Source organism: Dictyobacter vulcani, from assembly GCF_008974265.1.
GTDB lineage: Bacteria > Chloroflexota > Ktedonobacteria > Ktedonobacterales > Ktedonobacteraceae > Dictyobacter > Dictyobacter vulcani.
The window spans coordinates 750,072-768,871 of the sequence record NZ_BKZW01000002.1; the positions used below are offsets into that span (position 1 = coordinate 750,072).

Annotated in this window: 11 protein-coding genes; 6 read left to right on the forward strand and 5 right to left on the reverse strand. The window is 49.2% G+C overall.

Annotation, left to right across the window (positions count from 1 at the left end; translation table 11 throughout):
• Positions 1–54 precede the first annotated feature (54 nt).
• The 4 genes from KDW_RS20930 to KDW_RS20950 all read left to right on the forward strand — a co-directional run bounded on the left by KDW_RS20930 (position 55) and on the right by KDW_RS20950 (position 5,226).
• Positions 55–987, forward strand: coding sequence for an ABC transporter ATP-binding protein (locus KDW_RS20930; protein WP_151757899.1), 933 nt, complete (start codon positions 55–57; stop codon positions 985–987).
• A 20-nt stretch (positions 988–1,007) separates the two neighbouring features.
• Positions 1,008–2,438, forward strand: a complete 1,431-nt coding sequence (locus KDW_RS20935; RefSeq protein WP_151757900.1) for an ABC transporter permease — start codon at positions 1,008–1,010, stop codon at positions 2,436–2,438.
• Between the two features lie 486 nt (positions 2,439–2,924).
• Entirely contained in the window at positions 2,925–3,875 is a 951-nt protein-coding gene (locus KDW_RS20945) for an aldo/keto reductase (RefSeq protein WP_151757902.1), read from the forward strand.
• A 229-nt stretch (positions 3,876–4,104) separates the two neighbouring features.
• Entirely contained in the window at positions 4,105–5,226 is a 1,122-nt protein-coding gene (locus KDW_RS20950) for a dipeptidase (RefSeq protein WP_151757903.1), read from the forward strand.
• Between the two features lie 70 nt (positions 5,227–5,296).
• Here the strand turns inward: KDW_RS20950 and KDW_RS20955 are convergent, their stop codons facing one another.
• Positions 5,297–5,941 carry a DUF4388 domain-containing protein gene (locus KDW_RS20955; RefSeq protein ID WP_151757904.1) on the reverse strand — a complete coding sequence of 215 codons (645 nt, stop codon included), beginning with the start codon at positions 5,939–5,941 and terminating at the stop codon, positions 5,297–5,299.
• Between the two features lie 631 nt (positions 5,942–6,572).
• On the opposite strand from KDW_RS20955, the gene KDW_RS20960 reads away from it, so the two are divergent.
• Positions 6,573–6,863: a hypothetical protein gene (locus KDW_RS20960; protein ID WP_151757905.1), complete on the forward strand. Its 291-nt coding sequence runs from the start codon at positions 6,573–6,575 to the stop codon at positions 6,861–6,863.
• Here KDW_RS20960 and KDW_RS20965 read toward each other — a convergent pair.
• The 4 genes from KDW_RS20965 to KDW_RS20980 form a co-directional block, all read right to left on the reverse strand.
• Complete coding sequence (locus tag KDW_RS20965; protein ID WP_151757906.1) at positions 6,846–7,832, reverse strand: NAD-dependent epimerase/dehydratase family protein; 987 nt, start codon at positions 7,830–7,832, stop codon at positions 6,846–6,848. The genes KDW_RS20960 and KDW_RS20965 overlap by 18 nt on opposite strands.
• 66 nt (positions 7,833–7,898) lie before the next feature.
• Complete coding sequence (locus tag KDW_RS20970) at positions 7,899–8,549, reverse strand: TetR/AcrR family transcriptional regulator (protein ID WP_162005460.1); 651 nt, start codon at positions 8,547–8,549, stop codon at positions 7,899–7,901.
• 286 nt (positions 8,550–8,835) lie between these two features.
• On the reverse strand, positions 8,836–12,135 hold the full coding sequence (locus tag KDW_RS20975) for a non-ribosomal peptide synthetase (protein WP_151757908.1): 3,300 nt from the start codon (positions 12,133–12,135) through the stop codon (positions 8,836–8,838).
• Positions 12,136–12,208: 73 nt separating this feature from the next.
• On the reverse strand, positions 12,209–15,568 hold the full coding sequence (locus tag KDW_RS20980; protein ID WP_151757909.1) for a non-ribosomal peptide synthetase: 3,360 nt from the start codon (positions 15,566–15,568) through the stop codon (positions 12,209–12,211).
• 554 nt (positions 15,569–16,122) lie between these two features.
• On the opposite strand from KDW_RS20980, the gene KDW_RS20985 reads away from it, so the two are divergent.
• Entirely contained in the window at positions 16,123–18,768 is a 2,646-nt protein-coding gene (locus tag KDW_RS20985) for a lantibiotic dehydratase (RefSeq protein ID WP_151757910.1), read from the forward strand.
• Positions 18,769–18,800: the final 32 nt, after the last annotated feature.

The following is an 18,800-nucleotide window of genomic DNA, read 5'->3' on the forward strand; positions in this document are numbered from 1 at the left end:
AGCATGCTAGACTAGATCTGGCAAGAATCTGTGACAAGGTATGAGGAGTAATATATGGCACTTGTAGTAGATGCTATTAATAAATCATTTGGGCAATTTCAGGCTGTGAAGAATTTGTCCATGGAAGTCAAAGAAGGCTCGCTGTTTGGCTTACTTGGTTCAAATGGTGCGGGTAAGACGACCACAATGCGTATGATCCTGGATATCTTTCGTCCTGATAGTGGACACATCAGTTGGAATGGCAAAGATGTGCGCGAGATCCCCCGGCGCGAACTGGGCTATCTTCCCGAGGAACGTGGTCTTTATTCCAAGATGGTCGTTGAGGAGCAGTTACTTTTCCTGGCCCAACTCAATGGCCTGTCCAAACATGATGCAAAAATCGAATTAGATGAATGGCTTGACCGTTTTCAAATAAACGCGAATCGTAAAAAAAAGATCGAGGATCTGTCAAAAGGTAATCAGCAAAAAGTGCAATTCCTGGCCACCATCCTGCATAATCCTTCTATTCTTATTATGGATGAGCCTTTTAGCGGACTGGATCCTGTGAATGCGATTGTCTTGAAAGATGCTTTTCTGGAGATGCACCGCAGAGGGAAGACGATTATTTTTTCGACCCACCAATTGGATCAGGTTGAAGAGATGTGTGAAGATATTGTGATTATTAATAAAGGCGAAGCCATCGTAAAGGGTAGCGTGCGTGATGTCCGCAGGCAGCATGGACGTAATGTGGTGCGCCTGAAACTAGAAAATGATTCCGAGGTGCTCTGGCTGGATACACTGGATGGCGTCCAGGTTACGAAGAGACGCCAGGATTATATCGAGATGCAGATGCGCTCAGATCTCAATCCTAATGTGATTATTGCGGAAGCTTTACGTCACAATGGCATTATTAATCGTTTTGAGCTAGCCGAGCCTTCACTTACGGACATCTTTATCGAGACTGTGGGAAAAATTGCTCTACCGGATGCTCCTGCTACTGTTTCCTGATCAGGTAAAAAAGAGGATTTATGTCAAACAAGACTGAGTTAAAACCTACGACAGAGGTTGCATCATCTCATCACAATGCTGAAGCTGTCAGATCCAGTGGCGATACGCGCAGTAATACGATTCGCAATATCGGTCTTATTTTGCGCCGCGAGTATAAAAATCGTGTTTTTCAGCGCAGCTATATTATTACGACCATTTTATTTGTTGTGTTTGCCTTATTGGGATCCTGTGTGCCAACCGTGATCCAGTTTTTCGCTGCCCGTTCAAACTCTCAATCCCATGTCACACTGGTGAATAATGCCGGAACGGTTGCAGGCCTGAATGATGAGGCTTTAACAACATACTTTAGCCAGCGTCTCAATGGAAACAGCAATCAAAGCACGGCGTCTGGACAGTCCAATACAAAGTCTCACTTTGTTCTTAACACAAGTACTGTGGATCAAGTAAAGCCGTTGCAAAAAAATATTACTGATGGCAAGCTTGAAGTGCTGCTGGTTTTGGATCGTGCTGCTGGCAACGATGTGCATTTTACGTACTACACGGCTGCCGCAAGCCTCGCTGACACTGATCTGACCCAGATCCAAACGGTGGCTGGACAGTTGAGCGTACTGGACAAATCTTCTCATCTTGGTCTTACTGCGGCCCAGACCCAGCATCTGCTAACGCCTCCGGACTTTAAGGTGGTGTATACGCAACCGGGTAAAGGTGGCGACTCTGCGTTGACGCTGGCTGGTGGTTACTTCCTGGGTGTGATTGGTACGGTCTTGATCTTTATGTCTGTGTATCTCTATGGCATGTGGGTTGCCAGTGGGGTGGCCGATGAAAAGGGTAGCCGGGTGATGGAGATCCTGGTCAATGCGGCGACGCCTTTTCAGTTGCTGTGGGGAAAAATTATCGGTATCGGGGCGGCGGGTCTGACGCAGATGCTCTGTCTGATCGTTACCGGTCTGGTTGGTTTGTGGCTGCAAAAGCCATTGAGTATGGCCTTAAACACGAATAGTTCAGGTTTCGATTTCAGTTATATCAATACTTCGACCAACCTGCTGATTCTCTTATTAATTTACTTCATTTTAGGCTTTTTACTCTACTCAACCCTGTTTGCTGCCCTGGGTGCCCTGGTCAAACGCCAGGATGAGGTACAGAATGCCGTTGGACCCCTGACCGCTGTCTGTATGGTTGGCTATATGGCTAGCTTTATTGGCGGCTCGCTTGGTGCGGGTGCAACCTGGTTTAAAGTGATGTCATTTGTGCCTTTCTGGACACCGATGATGATGTTGATGCGTGTTGCCACTGGAAGCGTTAGCGGACTGGAAATCGGAGTAAGTATCGTTATTCTGATCGTCTCCATTTTGATCTGTAGCTGGATTTCGTCCCGCATCTACCGAATGGGCATTTTGATGTATGGACAAAAACCTGGACTTGGCCAACTGGTGAAAATCTTACGTCAATAAGTAACCACGTAACATTTTCCTGCTCACCTGTCTGGTGGCGATTGCTGAATAATCGCCACCAGACAGGTTTTTTTAACTGACTTTATGTATATTTTCAGCCTTCTCGTGTCCGCTAGCTTCAAGTTCACTGTATGTCTCGAAGCCGCACTTGGAACAGCGGTAAGGCCGCCTATCCAGGGGACCACTTAGAAGTAGATAGAGACAGTACACCAACACCATAAAGCCAATTGTATAGATAGTAACCTGTTCCACGATCAACTCCTTATGCATGTTGCAATATTGATGGATCCGGGCAATGGATGCGCTGTATTTTTATTGTATGCCGGGCTAAAAATAAGCTTTCTCTACTCTTTTATTACCAGTATTAAGCGTTATTTTGAGCTATAGTTCCAAAAATGGAATTTAAATATTTGTGATGATAATTATTTTCTTATGTCGTATAATGGATAAAATAAGATAGTATAGTGCGCAAACAAGGAGTGCTTTATGATAAATCGTCAACCTACCTCGGCCTTGCCTGTTCGAACATTAGGGAAATCAGGCTTAGAAGTTGCAAATCTCTGTATTGGTTGTGCACCACTGGGAGATATGCCCGATACATTTGCCTACTCTGTTCCAGAAGAGCGCGCCTTGGAGACTATCCGCGCGGTTTTTAGTAGTCCAATTACTTTTATTGATACGGCGGCTTCTTATGGAGATGGTGAGAGCGAACGTCGCATTGGGATGGTGCTCAAAGAATTAGGTGGTGTGCCGGCTGGTTATACGCTGGCTACAAAAGCGGATCGGGATTTAAAGACCAATGAGTTTAGCGGTGATCAGATGCGCCGCAGTGTTGAGCGCAGCCTGAAGTTGTTGGGGTTAAGCAAGCTTCCGCTGCTCTATTTGCATGATCCTGAGCATATTACCTTTGAGGAAGCCATGGCACCCCGTGGACCAGTAGAGGTGCTGCTGCGTTGTCAGGAAGAGGGTCTGATTGAACATCTGGGTGTCGCTGGCGGCCCGATTGATCTGATGACACGCTTTGTCGAGACCGATATGTTTGAGGTAGCCATTTCACATAATCGCTATACCCTGCTCAATATTGAGGCAGATCCTTTCTGGGATGTTTGTCAGCGCCATGGAGTCGGGACTGTTAATGCGGCTCCTTATGGCAGTGGTATCCTGGCTAAAGGCCCACGCTCCTATCCCCGTTATCAATATGCGGACGCCTCCAAAATATATCTGTACAATGCCTTTCAATTCGAAACGCTCGCCTGGCGCTATGGTGTTCCTCTGGCTGCTATCGCCCTACAATTCTCGTTACGGGACCCACGTATTCACTCCACCATCGTCGGCATGTCGCGACCAGAGCGGCTAGAGGAAACCCTTAAACTGGCCTCCACCGAAATACCCGCTGAAGTATGGACCGAGATCGACGCCATCCGCCGCGGACAATAGCGACCTTGCCTGTTTTATCTCCCCAGCAGAGCAGACAGGGATACAGCGGGGTGCAGGGGTGGCAACCCCTGACTGGGGTTTGGGGCTGTGCCCCAATTCCTCCTTCCCCTACCCCGCCGCCCCAGGAAGCAAAGACGCATATCCCTCATCCAGGCTCACTGCTGGATGAGGGATACATGGTATAATGCTAGAGATATTTACGTCTTTTGCTCTAGAAAGAAAAAATAGCATGACCTCCACATCATCCAGCTATCCAACCCTGATTGGCCATATGGATACCCTGCTGCGTTTTTATGAAATGAAGCAAGGACAGCAGCCAGGCGTCGCAATCCCTGCTGAAGAGCTTGAATTTGTGCAGACTTTTTTCTCAGGTAGCGCTGAAGGAGATATTGATTATCCGCGGGCGCAAGAAGGAGGAATGCTTGGAGCATTCTTCGCGGTCTACGTGCCGACGCCAAAAAATGTTGACTGTTGCACCACGCGGACCGTGACCGATACAACTGATGAGCGCTGGTTCGAGCGCTATATCCGACCCGCGATCGAGTTTGAATATGCGCAACAGGTAGCCATGCAGGTCATCTCTTCTCTATTTCGTCTGGAAGCAGGTTCGCAGGGCCGATTGAAGATTGTCCGCACTGTTGCTGATCTTGAAGCCTGTCAACATCAGGACACCATGGCCGCCATCCTGCATATTGAAGGGGCCGAGATGATCGACGCGCAACTCAATATGCTCGATGTTCTCTATCAGGCAGGCCTGCGCTCCCTCGGTCCTGTCTGGAGTCGCCCCAATATTTTCGGCTCGGGTGTACCACTGGTGGTGGGCCATGGACCTGATACAGGACCTGGCTTGACCGATGCTGGTAAGGCGCTGGTCAAGGCCTGTAACCGCCTGGGCATCATGCTAGACTTATCGCATTTAAACGAACAAGGCTTCTGGGATGTCACCCGGCTTTCCAATGCTCCTCTGGTTGCTACCCATTCAAATGCGTACGCTATCTGCCCTTCGGCGCGTAATCTGACAGACAGGCAATTAGCGGCAATCAAGGAATCAGATGGCCTGGTCGGCCTGAATTTCAATGTTTATGATATTCGTCCTGATGGAAAAGGGAATGTCGAGACGCCTCTGGAGGATTTGATCAGGCATATCGATTATCTGGTAGAGCACCTGGGTATCGAGCGTGTGGCGATTGGTACCGACTATGATGGTGCCACCATGCCGCAAGAGCTCAGTGATATAACCGGATTGCCCCGCTTGTATGCAGCCCTGGCTGCCCGTGGTTATGATCAGCAATCCTTACGCTTCATTGCTATCGAAAACTGGTTGCGAGTCTTGCGCAAAACCTGGCACTAAAACAGGCAATCCAGGAGTGATCAGGGTTTGGTGGGATGCTCTTCTCCTGATCACTCTTTGAATAGATTACCTATCGATAGTCTATCAACCTTGTTCTCTCCAGGTTGGATAAAAGCTCTAATATTTTATCTGGACCTTTTCCCATCAAGTTGATCAGTTCATGGGTTGAGCGTTGACCGTCGACCAACATATATAAACGTCGATGTTCTCGTGTCAATCCTACCTGTTCCATATAAGCAAGGACGTTGCCATTGGTTTGTGTGCGATAGGGGATCTGCAAAATCGATGGAGAGCTCGCGTTAGGTGAGAGCATATTCGCTCTGGGTATAGGCGTATTGCCTCTGGGTATAGGCGTATTGCCTGGAGGTGGAAAATTGCCTGTGTCAGCAGGATAGGTCGGATATGAAGGCGAACTCGGACGACTGGTCCTGGGAGTTGGTAACTGCGGTCCAGTCCCCTGTGTTTGTGGGTTATCTCCCACGATGAATGAGAAGCGGCAGGTAGTCCAGGAGGATAACCAACGTAGAGCATTTGATCCAGTCTGAGCGCTCGCTTGCGCCTCTGTAACCTGCCCATTCACAAAGACAATCAGGCCTTCCTCAAACGCTCTACCTTCCCCACGCTCTACCGATAGAACCCCACTCCTGTGCCCCATTTTGATAAGCTCGATAATATCGGAGAGATTATTTGTTGCTGTCTCACGCTGTTGGGCCATAGCTGCACCACTCTACTCGTCAATGAGTTTTTTTATTTTTAGTACGCGACATAGAAATTGCCGAAATTTTGTACCCATCATTGCTGTGCGCACCGAATGAAAGGCTGCGAAAATAATAGCAGAATTATTATACCTATATTCTCATCTTTTTACAATACATTTATATAGAATGTTTTTTTGTTACACTTGCCCTCATAGTATTTTTTTAATGCCAATATAATGGCTTGCCTTTTGCCTTTGGTTGGCGGATTAATATTAAGCAATAACACATAATAAAATACTCTGGTATATAATGTGCTATGTGCAAAGGATAGGTGTTTATGAACTATTTGTTTTATATGTATGTATATTTAGTCGTCGTGTTTATCAATAAAGCACACAGATTATATTCCACTCGTATCGTATCGTGGCTGCGGCCCTCGTCCATGGACGTGAACTGGCCGCAGCCACGAGGCCCAATATTTTTCGTTTAACGAGTTTTGTGGCGGCGAAAGACGTTGTGGAGAAAAGCAGCGAATCGTACGTGGAGAGGGCGCCACACGCGGAGGCCGGCATGCGGCGTTCTCGTGGAGCGAGGGACTCAAAGAGCATCGCATGCCTGTGGCGCCTACACCGAGACGGATCCTGTTTCGTGATCCTCTTCGAGAAGGTACGGGGAGGATCCACGCGCTCACCCACCACGTTGCTGTGCGAGCAGGCCACGGCCACGGCACACACGATCCCTGTAGGCGCCACAGCACTGCGCGTCGTGCTTGCACGCTGGCCTGCGCAAACGCAGCAGTGCGGCCTCCGCGTGTGGCGCCCTCTCGACGTACACAGTGCTTGCTGGTCACGTCGAACCATCTCTCAACGTAGCGCTAAACGAAAAGTATTAGCCACGAGGCCTGCCGCTACGGTGTGTTGCTTATTTCATTCCCAATAACTGCATCTCATGCTTGAGTGTCTGGGTCAATCCTTCTTTGAGGGGGCGTGGCTCGTAGCCAAGTTCGCGTCTGGCTCTGGCATTGCTACCAATGTAGGTTGTTCCAGCATTGACACGTAGATATTCGGCGCTGTATTCATCGGGTACAGAAACGATCTTTGCGACGGCACCCATGACCACGGCGAGAGCTTTCATGACCCCGGCCGGAACAATCATTCGGGGCGTAGGAACGCCGGTGATTTCTTTGGCGACCTGCATAGCTTCGACCAGCGAGTGGGTTGGTCCGGCGATAATATAGCTCTCGCCAACTTTCCCTTTTTCCATGGCGAGAATATGGCCACGGGCGATATCTTCAACATGTGCCCAGGAAAAAGTTGTTCCACCTGGCAGCATGGGTAGCTTGCGTTGTAGGTACTGGATAAAGGTTGTGCGCACGCTACTGGTATCTTCTGGACCATAGATGACGCCGGGCATCACGATGACCAGTGGTAATCCGGCGGCAATCATCGGATCAGCAACTTCGTAGTGCGCTACCCACTTGGTACGGTCGTACTCGCTCAGGTGTTTGCCGGTAAAATGGTAGTTTTCGTCGACCTCTTTGCCATTGGTATCTGAATTAACGGCCAGCGTGCTGGTGTAGACACCCTTTGGGATACCGAGCTCCTTCATCAGCTCCAGGACATTGCGCGTACCCTGGATGTTGATTTTCTCGCCACCACTCTTGTCCTTGACGCCAACTTTATACCAGCCGGCGATATGAAAAACACCATCCGTATTGCGCATAGGTTCGCGCATACTTTCTTTATCGGTGACATCGCCTTGAAAAAAAATGGTGACCCCCAGCTTCACCAGGTCCTGGGCTCTGGCTGGATTGCGTACCACTGCAACGACCTGATGCCCACCCTCTATCAGCTGGCGTGCAATGTGACTGCCCACAAAACCGGTTGCTCCGGTGATAAAGTATCTCATATGTTTTCTCCTTGCGTGAAATGTTTTTTTATAAAAATCTATATGATTACAACTAATGCCCATACTTTACGGCTGAGACGGAAGCTGCGCGCTCTTTTCCAGTCCGTATAGTAATGCTTGCATGGCTATGGATAATTCGGTGACAAAATGGATCTCAAATAGATGCAGCTCGGGTTGCTGGAAAGCCTGTTGGACAACGGGAGCCGTATCGGAGAGATGCCAGAAACCAATGACCAGAGCATCACACTGCAATAGTGCGTGTGCTCCTTGTCCTGACTTCAGAAAAGGTAGGCATCGCTCGAGCAAGTGACCTGTCTGTTCAAAATGCTCTTTAAGTAGATACTTGAAACGTATTGCCTCATCCAGATGAATGTTACGTTCTAAAATTGTGTGCAGGATGGCGAGAAGGCGCGTCAGGCCTGGACGTGACGCGAGTTGCTCGCATAGTAATGTGGTGATTTTTAGAATATCACCTGTACCTTCCAGCGCAAGTAAGCCAGCGTCAATCGAGGCAAACCAGGATCCAAGTTGCTGTTCTAACAACGCCAGGAAGAGCGCTTCTTTCGTCTTGAAATAGAGAAAAATGGTGCCCTTTGCCAATCCAGCAGCTTCGGCTACGCCGGCAATGGTTACCGTTTCATAGGATGTGGTCTGAAACAATTGCCAGACAGTCGTAAGAATATCTTGCCTGCGCTCTTCTTTCTGCTGATCATGCACCGCACGCTTTCCTATGTTCTGCTTTTTCATCCCTCGTACTTTCATCAATCAAAATCTATGACTTTTATGCTTAATGACCATGGGTCAATTATAAAATGACCATGGGTCATTTGTCAAGGGTTGTGATGAGATCTTTTCAATTTTTGAAATCAGGAGGAGGAAAGAAGGAAGAGAAGTGATTTGACCGGGTAAGTTACTCGGTCAAATCACTTCTCTTAGAAAGAGAGGGAATTACCCCAACTGCATATTTAGTGGCGCATGCTCATGCGTGAAGAGGCAGCCGCCGCTACGGTTTTTTCTTGTTGATTGAGCCCAGGCGTTGCGCTGTGCGTGTCAGGCGTACGGGACTGGCTTTTTTCTGTTTGCTTTCTTGTCCAATCTGTTGCTCGATTGCTTGAGCGAGACCGCTAATGGTGGGATCTTCAAAAAGCGCCCGCAGTGGGAGCTCAACTTTCAGGGCTTCGGTGATACGGATCATGAGTTGGGTTCCTAGCAAGGAATGTCCACCGAGCTGAAAGAAGTTCCAATTGGTACTTACCTGTTCCAGTCCGAGAAGTTGGGCCCACAGTTTTACCAGTACTTCTTCGACCTGGTTGACGGGTAAAACAATTTCGGGTTGGTCATCCTGTTCGATTTCAGGAGCAGGCAGGGCGCGGCGATCAATTTTGCCATTAGGCGTGAGTGGCCAGGCATCCAGGATCACAAAGGCTGAGGGTATCATGTAGGCTGGCAGGTCTTTTTGGAGATAGCTTCTGATCTCAGCTGTACTCAGGGTGGCTGTCGTTCGTAGATAGGCAACAATGCGCTGGTCGTTGCTTTGATCTTCGCGGACAGTCACAATGGCCTGTTTAATCTCGGAATGACGTTCTAAGCAGGCTTCGATCTCGCCCAACTCGATCCGATGGCCTCTGACCTTTACCTGAAAATCTGAGCGTCCCAGATACTCTAACACCTGGTCGTTGCTATAGCGCACGATATCGCCAGTCTTATAGATACGCGCTCCTGGTTGCTTACTAAAGGGATCCGGGCGGAAGGTGGTGGCGGTGAGGTCTGGACGATTGAGATAGCCATGCGCGAGCCCTTCACCTCCAATATAGAGTTCTCCCGGTATGCCAGCAGGCACGAGTTGTAATTGCTTGTCCAGGATATAGATTTGTACGTTGTCCATGGGCTGGCCTAACGAGATATGGCGTGCATCTTTCTTGACGTGATAGAGCGTTGCCCATACGGTTGCCTCAGTTGGACCATACACGTTCCATAGCGCTTTTCCACGTGCAGTAAGTTTTTGGGCTAAATCCAGGGGCAGCGCTTCGCCACCACACAGTAAGGTTGCGTTCGGTTTGCCTTGCCAGCCAGACGAGATGAGCATCTGCCAGGTTGAGGCGGTGGCCTGGATAAGCGTAATGTTATTTTGCTTGAGCACTTTGATCAGTAAGCGTCCATCTGTGGCTTCCTGGCGTCCAACCAGTTCAATACACGCGCCTGAGATGAGTGGCAGGAAAAGTTCCAGTGCGGAGATATCAAAAGAGAGACTACTGATCGCCAGGACTGAATCCTGTTCCGTGATCTGGAATGTAGCCTGCATGTAGTGGAGAAAATTGTTCAAGGCTGCATGTGGAACAGATACACCTTTGGGGTTGCCTGTTGAGCCGGAGGTATAGATGAGATAGGCGGGCTGTTCAGCGGCGATGCTGGTATTGAGATTAGCACTGGACTCCTGTTCGATTGCTGTCTGCTCGGTATCCAGACGTAGGTGGTGTGTTTCCTTCAATTGCAAACGTTCCAGTATACTCTGCTGGGTAATTAACAGCGCGATGTTTGAGTCCTGGATGATAAACTCCAGGCGGTGCACCGGATAGTCTGGATCGAGCGGAACATAGGCTCCTCCTATTTTGAGGATGGCGAGTATACTGACCAGCATCTCAGCCGAACGTTCGACGCAGATACCAACAAATGCTCCTGCCCCGATCCCCTCACGCTGTAGTCGGTGCGCAACCTGATTGGCCCGTTGATTTAGTTCCTGATAGGTGATGCGTTTCTCGCCATGATGAATAGCCAGCGATTGAGGGACGCGTTCAGCCTGCTCCTCAAAGCGTTGATGCATATGTTTTTCACGTGGATACGCGACGGTTGGAGCGGTAAAGGTAGCGATCAACTGTTGCTGCTCTTCGAGACTCAATAGTGCCAGGCGTGAGATTGGCACCTGATCATCGGAGACAATACTCTCAAGCAGGGTCTGTAGTTGCTGGGCCATGCGCTGGATGGTGCTTTCGTCAAACAGATCGGTGTTGTATTCCAGAGACGCTTGCAAGTTATCATTCTCCTGCCAGCAGGTCAGGGTCAGATCAAACTTGGCTGTGTCTGACGGCAGTTTTACTACTGTCAGTGTAAGATCTGCTAGCTTGAAAGCATCAGATGGCGTGTTTTGCAGAATAAACATGACCTGAAACAGAGGATTATAGCTCAGATTGCGTTCGGGCTGCAGCTCTTCGACCAGACGCTCAAGAGGAATTTCCTGATTACTATAAGCGTCCAGTGTGCTTTGCCGTACGCGGGCAAGTAACTCCTGAAAGGTTGGATCGCCTGACAGGTCGCCACGGAGCGCCAGTGTATTCGTGAAGAGACCAATAATTCCTTCCAGATCCATGCGTGTTCGACCAGCAATCGGGGTACCTATTACCATATCATCTTGCCCGCTATAGCGGAATAACAAGACCTGAAAGGCGGCCATGAGTGTCATGTAGAGGGTGGTACGATTGCGATGACCCAACGCCTCGATCTTTTTTGTTAACTCACGTGGCAGCGAGAACCGGTAGCTGTTTCCATGAAAGGTCTGGCTGGCCGGACGTAGACGATCTGTCGGTAATTGCAGGAGCGCAGGGGAGCCGGCCAGTGTTTCCTTCCAATAGCTTAACTGTTCGTCAAGCTCACCACTGGCTAGCCATTCTCGTTGCCAGACGGCATAGTCTGCATATTGGATGGTCAATTCGGGCAGATTATCCGGTTGGCCTGTGACTATAGCATTATAATACGCACTTAATTCCTGGAATATGATTGGCAGTGACCAGCCATCGGCGATACTATGATGAATGGCCAGGAAAAAAACTGCGCTGGTCGGCTGGAATTGGAGGAGCGTGGCGTGAAAGAGTGGCCCCTGATCAAGCTTAAACTTTCTGTTGCTGATTTTCTTGATCCAGCGTTGCATTTCTGCATCGCGTTGCTCTGCGGCGATAGATTGTCGATCTATCTGCTCGATTGGGACAGCTAGTTCAGCGGCAATCGATTGCATCAATTGTCCATCCTGCATGACCAGCGAGGTACGTAAGGTTTCATGACGCTGCACCAATGCATTCAGACTTTGATTGAGTGCTGAAATATCTAAAGGACCCTTTAATTTGAGCGTTACCAGCAGATTATAGGCCGTGTTTTCCGGTTCCAGTTGATTCAGTAACCAGAGCCGTTCCTGACCAAAGGATGCCGGGAAAAGATAGGTCTGTTCCTCATTGTCTGACTGTTCTAGTTGCTCATCTTCCATTGCCATATCCTGTTCTAATGTAGCCTTCGGATCATTTTGTGCATTCAACATGGTTCTATCCTTGCCAAATAGTAGAGAACTTTTTATATTTAAAGATGTGAAAAATTATGACTTGACATCTTTCTTACGACTCTGGGCGACACGAGCTAAAGGTTTTAATACCCGGAATTGCTGAAGTGATCTTTTTTTGCTGTGCCTGTTCAATGGCACGAGCCAGGCCAGCGAGGGTGGGTGTTTCAAACAGCGTGCGCAGAGTCACCGTGACCTGGAAGTTTCTTTGTACTCTTGCTAGCAGCCGGGTTGCCAGGATCGAATGGCCGCCAAGCTCGAAAAAATTTGCGTCTCGATCGATCTGTGGAATATGCAGAATCTCTAACCAGAGTGGGGCGAGCTCTTTTTCAAGGGCCGTTTGTGGCTCCTGTTCAGGTGCTGCGTCTGGCCGGTCGGGTACCGGTAGGGCATGCAGATCAATTTTCGCATTTGGCGTACGTGGCAGGCGTGCGAGCAGTACAAATGCTGAGGGAACCATATAGGTGGGTAGGTGTTGAGCCAGGAATGCACGTAGTTCTGCGTGAGAAATATATCCATCTTCAACGCCTGTACCCAGATAGGCAACGAGTTGTTTATGGTCAGGTGTATCTTCGCGTAGCAGGACTTTGACCTCAGTGATTGCAGGAAATTGTAGTAGTGTGGCCTCGATTTCTCCTGGCTCAATTCTGAAGCCTCGTAACTTGATTTGCTCATCCCGGCGACCAGCAAATTCTACATTCCCGTCAGGAAGATAGCGACCGAGATCACCACTGCGATAACTGCGACCACTATTTGTGCCTGTGACAATATCCTGCTGGAAGCGTTGTTCTGTCAGCTCTGGCTGATCAAGATAGCCTGCGGCAAGGTGGGGACTCTGAAAGACGATTTCGCTCAATTCACCGATACCCGCCAGTTGATTGACTCGATTCAGCAGTAGGAGCTGGACATCGGGTATGCCTTTTCCCAGTGGTATCACTTCTTTCCCTGAGACGGTCAGTGGATCTGCCTGGTCTGACTGAACGGCCGGGATAGTGAAATATCCCAGGGACCGCTGTGTCTCCGTTGAGCCATAGAAATTTACCACTGTAGCGGCCGGTGCAAAGGCGCGCAGTTGTGCAACGTGGCGTTTGCTGAGCACGTCCCCGACAAAGAAGGTATAGCGTACTACCGCTGGTTCTTCAGTGTGTCCGGTTTCCTGTTCGCTGTCAGCCGTCGGGACCAGTAGTTGTAATGTTGATGGCGTCAGACTGGTAATGGTGATGTGTTGCGTTTTCATCCAGTTTGCCAACCAACCTGGTTCGCCAACGCGCTCCGGAGCGGCGATATATAAAGTTGCGCCTGTTCCCAGGGCGGTAAAAATTTCTCGTTGCAAGGGATCATGTGCCACACCCGAGAGCATACTATGGTGATCATCTTGACTGAGCCCAAAGTGTTGTTGTTGCCAGGGAAGAAAATGTGAGAGTGGTCCATGGCGTTGCATGACTCCCTTGGGTTGACCGGTTGATCCCGAGGTGAAGGTAATAAAAGCGATATCATCGGCGGTAATTGCTGTTGTGGATTGCCAACCGAGCGACTCTTCGGCCGCCAGCCAGTCTTGATCCAGTTGCGGTGATAGACGCTGCTGCTGCACTCCTGCTGGCAAGGTCAGGAGATTTTCCTCCTCATCGTCACGCTCGGTAATGGAGATTGCATAGCGTATATGCGCAAGTTGTGCATAGAGCGCCAGGCGTTCGGCAGGATAGGCAGGATCCAGCAGGAGTACTGTTGCGCCGGCTTTTAAGATACCCAACAGCGCGCAGACAAGGGCTGCGCTACGTGTGCCCATCAGTCCAACCACGTCTCCCTGGACAATTTTTTGTCGCTGTAAATAATAACCCAGGCGATTGCTATATGTTTCCAGTTCCTGGTAGCTTACCTGCTGCGTTTCATCCACGAGCGCGAGCTGTACAGGATGGGATTGGGCGTGGCGCGAGATCAACTGATATATTGGACCTTCCCAGTGTGATGAGAGTGGCGTGGCTGGATCTGGCAATAGGGAGCGTGCATGCTCGGTCACGAGTGAGTAGGAGTAGATATTCTCATCACGCTGCATGACTTGCCAGGCGAGTCGCTCATATTGCCGCAAGAACTCTTGCATGCGCTCGCGCTCAAACAGATCCATATTATAAACAAGATCGAGCTGGATGGTATCAGTTGTATCATTGACGAACAGCGTCAGGTCAAATTTTGAACCTATATCCTGCGGCCAGGCTGTACTTACCTTCAGGCCTGACCAGGAGTTTTCCTGGGTTGGCAGGTTGGTCATATTAAATAAGACTTGAAACAGTGGTGAATAGCTCAGACTCCGCTGGGGATTCAGCTCTTCGAGTAGCCGATCAAAGGATATATCCTGATGGGTATATGCGCCCAGGAGGGTTTCGCGTACCTGTTGCAGAAACTCGCTGAATGTGGGTTGCCGGGAGAGATCAGCGCGGATCACCAGGGTATTCACAAAAAATCCAATCAAGGACTCTAGCTCGGCCCGGTTACGATTCGCGATGGGGGTGCCGATGGCCAGCTTTTCCTGTCCCGCATAACGTGCAAGGATGATCTGGAACAAGGCCAGCAATGTCATAAATAACGTGACGCCTTCTTGCTGGCTACGCTGACGCAGTTGTTGCGAGAGCTCTCTGGATAGATGAGTGTGAATGTTTGCGCCTCGATAGCTCTGGATCGCTGGTCGTGGTCGATCGGTTGGTAGTTCGAGCAAGGTCGGAATATCGTGTAACGTGCGTTTCCAATACGCGAGTTGGTCCTGGCCAGCTTGTTCTGCCAGCCATTTACGTTGCCAGACGGCATAATCAGCATATTGAAGCGGCAATTGCGGTAAGGATACGGCGGTTCCTGCCATGTGGGCTGTATAAAATTGAGCGAGCTCGGTCATAAAAATATTGAGTGACCAGCCATCAAAAACAATATGGTGGACATTGAGCAGGAGTACAAACTCTTGTTGGGAGACACAGAGGAGGGTGCAGCGGATCAATGGACCCTGGCTCAGGTCAAAAGAATAATTGGCCTCTGCATTCGCCAGATGCTGGCTAATGTGCATGCGTTCAGCTTCTGGTAGATGGCGTAGATCAACTAATGGTAGCGTCAGGTGCAGGTTGGGTATAATGACCTGCACAGGTTCGTCGCGTATTACTCTAAATGTTGTACGGAGATCTTCATGTCGCGAGACGATGAATTGTAGACCTTCGCGCAATGTCGCTAAGTGTAATGCCCCCTGGAAAGAAATACTGGCGACAATATTATAGCTGGGATTCCCCGGTTCCAGTTGATCCAGTAACCAGAGTCTTTGTTGAGCAAAAGAAAGGGGGAACGTATGAATGTGTTTCCCTTTTTCTTTCAGTTGCCGGGTCAATAAAGCGCGTTTTTCCGGTGAGAGTCCTGCCAGTCGTTGAGAAAGATCTGTCATCGATTATTCCAACCTTCTCTCCATCCTGGTAGCCCGGAAAGATAAACCATCTGCATACAGTGAAGATAGCATGAAACGGGCTTCATAGATAAAAATAACCTTTCGTCATGTATTTTCCTGGCATCATTGCCCAGGAAAAACTGAATATCAAGTGACACTATGCGTAGAGGAACGAAACGATTTGTAAGAGGAGTGATCGCTTTCATCTGCAAGGCATAGTGTTTCCTTGTATTATATACATAAAATGAAAATAATGTACTCCTTTTCTGAAGAGGATATCGGCTTTGTTTGAAAGGTGTATATATAAGTATAGCAGTGATATATATAAAACGCAAGTATAGTTATAGACTTTATAGATCGTGAAAAATTTATCTACTGCTTATGATCTAAATAATAACTTTTTAAGATAAATGATTACAGTTTGTTATTGCTGATTTTTTACCATAATTGTAAGGTTATAGTCAAGATAGATATATGTTACAATGTGATTTCGTTGTTAAATTTGCAAAAAATGTAAATAACTTACTTTCAAAGAAGGAGAAATATTACAATACATGGATCAGCAACACTCTTCTGATATACTTGTCTCCAATGAAGCTGTAACAAGGGCAGGTAGTAGTTGCGGGAAAAATTCTACCAATGACACTGGTGATCCCTTATCATTATCTCCATATCTTGTGCCACTGGCTGACAATCAATGGGCCTTCTGGCGTTGGTCCTGTTTGCGCGGAGCGGGTTTTCCTGTTTCCCAGGTGTTGCAACTGGCGGACCTTGATTGTGTGGCTGGCATCGAGTTGTTTTTTCAGTGTGAGGAGGAACTTGATCAGATCGAGCAAACTCTCCAGGCCCAGTATGACGACCTCAGAAAAGAGGCGGACCGCGAGCAGCGCAACTATTTGTATGCCTGCTGGAATTTGCTGAGTAAGTATCGGTTTGAGCAGATCGCGCAAGAGCAATTGCCTGTAACCTTTCGAGCGCTGATCCAGCGTTATCAGGCGAGCTATGAACGTCTGATAGCACAATGGACGCAGGTGCAGCAGCTTTTCGAGGCTGCTCTGGCACGTAGTCTTGCTGCTCTCAGTCAGGCTGCTCGTGATCCACGCTTGCGAGAAGCGGTGCTGTGGCAAAATGCTGATGCTGTTGTTAATAGCTTTGAGCCTTTTCTGCGGAATTATCCGGCCAAACCTTTTAATAATCGCCAGCGTAAAAATGCTTATTTAATTACCAAATATCTCACGCGTTACTGTACCAAAAACGATTCGATCGGTTTCTTTGGTCCCGTTGGCTGGGCGCAGTGGCAGGCAGATGCTTCAACTCCTATCAGTGTCGAGCCTGGACCACAACTCCTGTCTCAACGCAATGTATTTTTTGAAACCTGGGGCATCGATATGCTGGGTGAGCTACTGGCACGTGATCCTGCATTGCGTCCCTGGGCCAGACCACGGCCAATGCCTGCTCTTTGTCTGGATGGAAACAACTTGTTGTTGCCCTTTGGCAGCCCGGTGACTTTATCTCCACTTGAAGCGACCGTTTTTGCGGCCTGTAACGGTCAGCGGAGCGCGCGTGAGATTGTACAGCAGGTCGTAGAGGCGGATAGTCAGGTTACCCCGGACGCTATTTATACGATCTTAGAAACTTTCCATAACCAGCAACGTCTTTGCTGGTCTTTTGAAGTATCGATGGAAGGTCGTTATCCTGAACAGGCATTGCGCCATCTGCTCCAGGATGTTCAACCGGTAGAACTCCGGCAACGAGCTTGTGAGAGCCTGGACCTCTTAGAGCAGAAGCGTGCGGCAGTGAGTGCTGCTGCGGGCAATCAAGAACTGCTCGCTGTGGCACTGGCTGACCTCAATCAAGCTTTTTCTGCCTGCACGCAGCAGTCCGCGACTCGTCTGGCTGGTGAAATGTATGCGGCTCGCACGCTTGCCTATGAGGATTGTCAGCGGGATATTCAGGTGACGCTAGGACCATCGCTACAGCACGAGCTTGAGCAGCCGCTCCTGTTATTGGTCAAAAGTGCGCGCTGGTTCACCGCAGAGGCGGCCAGAAGATATGCCCATGCGTATTTCGCCATCTACCGTGATCTGGTGCAGAAGACTGGTTCCGCGCGGGTCAATTTCGTGGCGTTCTGGTCATGGATGCAGCCTTTGATGGATGCAAGCTCTCCTCAAGCTCCAATTCATGAAGTTATCCTGGAATTTCAGCAACGCTGGGCGCATATTTTGCAACTTCCAGATGGACAGAGCCATGTGAATTATAGCTGTGCTGAATTACGATCGCGTGTCGAACAGGCTTTTGCCGCTTCCGCTCCTGGTTGGCGAGGCGCTTGCTATCATAGTCCAGATATTTTGATTTCGGCCAGTGATCCGGCCGCGATTGCCAATGGAGAATATTCGCTGGTGCTGGGCGAATTTCATCAGGCGATCAATACGATGGATGGGAGCGCCCTGGTTGGACAACATCCTGATCCGGATGCGCTGATCCAGGCGTTTTGTCATGATCTCCCAGATCCATTGATTATACCGCTGGCTCCCAGACATTTTATGCGTGGCAATCGTACCCAACAGGTCTTCATGTCGGAGAAAGACTGGCGTTTTGTGTATGGAACTGATACTGCTGGCTATGATCCACAAAAAACGCTGCTCTATGGCAATCTTGTACTGGAGGAGCAGGCGGGAGAGTTAGTGGTGAGTACGCGGGATGGGCAGCAGCAGTTTCCCCTTTTGCATGTGCTGGAAGGTTTTCTCTCGCCACTGGTGTGTGATCACTGGCAACTATTGCCGGTGGCACAGCATACACCGCGAATTTCGTTTGATCGCCTGGTGATTTGCCGCGAAGCATGGCGTTTCTTGCCAGAAGAACTCCCATTTCTTTCCAGTCAAAATCTGCTTGAGGAATATACAGAGCTAAGAAGATGGATCAGGGAGAATTCCCTGCCACGCTTCCTGTTTGTGCGTATTTCAGGAGAGCGTAAACCATTTTATGTGGATACGGCCAGTCCGATCAGTGTTCAGATCCTGATTAAGGCTCTGCGTCAGGTTCAGACAGGGTACAAGCAGGAGCACCCGGTCGTGTTTTCTGAGATGCTTCCAGATCCTGAGCATGCATGGCTTATGGATGCGCAGAACAATCACTATACATCAGAGTTGCGCGTAGTGATTGTCGATCGGGCTGGCAGGACACCGACCGACAATCTATAGCGCTCGCTTTGCTGAAACGCTACCTGTCGGAA

Bases quoted from the DNA above. Each gene is read 5' to 3' on its own strand.
- KDW_RS20985 (WP_151757910.1), top strand. From the start codon at position 16,123: ATGGATCAGCAACACTCTTCTGATATACTTGTCTCCAATGAAGCTGTA.
- KDW_RS20935 (WP_151757900.1), top strand. From the start codon at position 1,008: ATGTCAAACAAGACTGAGTTAAAACCTACGACAGAGGTTGCATCATCT.
- KDW_RS20945 (WP_151757902.1), top strand. From the start codon at position 2,925: ATGATAAATCGTCAACCTACCTCGGCCTTGCCTGTTCGAACATTAGGG.
- KDW_RS20950 (WP_151757903.1), top strand. From the start codon at position 4,105: ATGACCTCCACATCATCCAGCTATCCAACCCTGATTGGCCATATGGAT.
- KDW_RS20955 (WP_151757904.1), bottom strand. From the start codon at position 5,941: ATGGCCCAACAGCGTGAGACAGCAACAAATAATCTCTCCGATATTATC.
- KDW_RS20980 (WP_151757909.1), bottom strand. From the start codon at position 15,568: ATGACAGATCTTTCTCAACGACTGGCAGGACTCTCACCGGAAAAACGC.
- KDW_RS20965 (WP_151757906.1), bottom strand. From the start codon at position 7,832: ATGAGATACTTTATCACCGGAGCAACCGGTTTTGTGGGCAGTCACATT.
- KDW_RS20930 (WP_151757899.1), top strand. From the start codon at position 55: ATGGCACTTGTAGTAGATGCTATTAATAAATCATTTGGGCAATTTCAG.
- KDW_RS20975 (WP_151757908.1), bottom strand. From the start codon at position 12,135: ATGTTGAATGCACAAAATGATCCGAAGGCTACATTAGAACAGGATATG.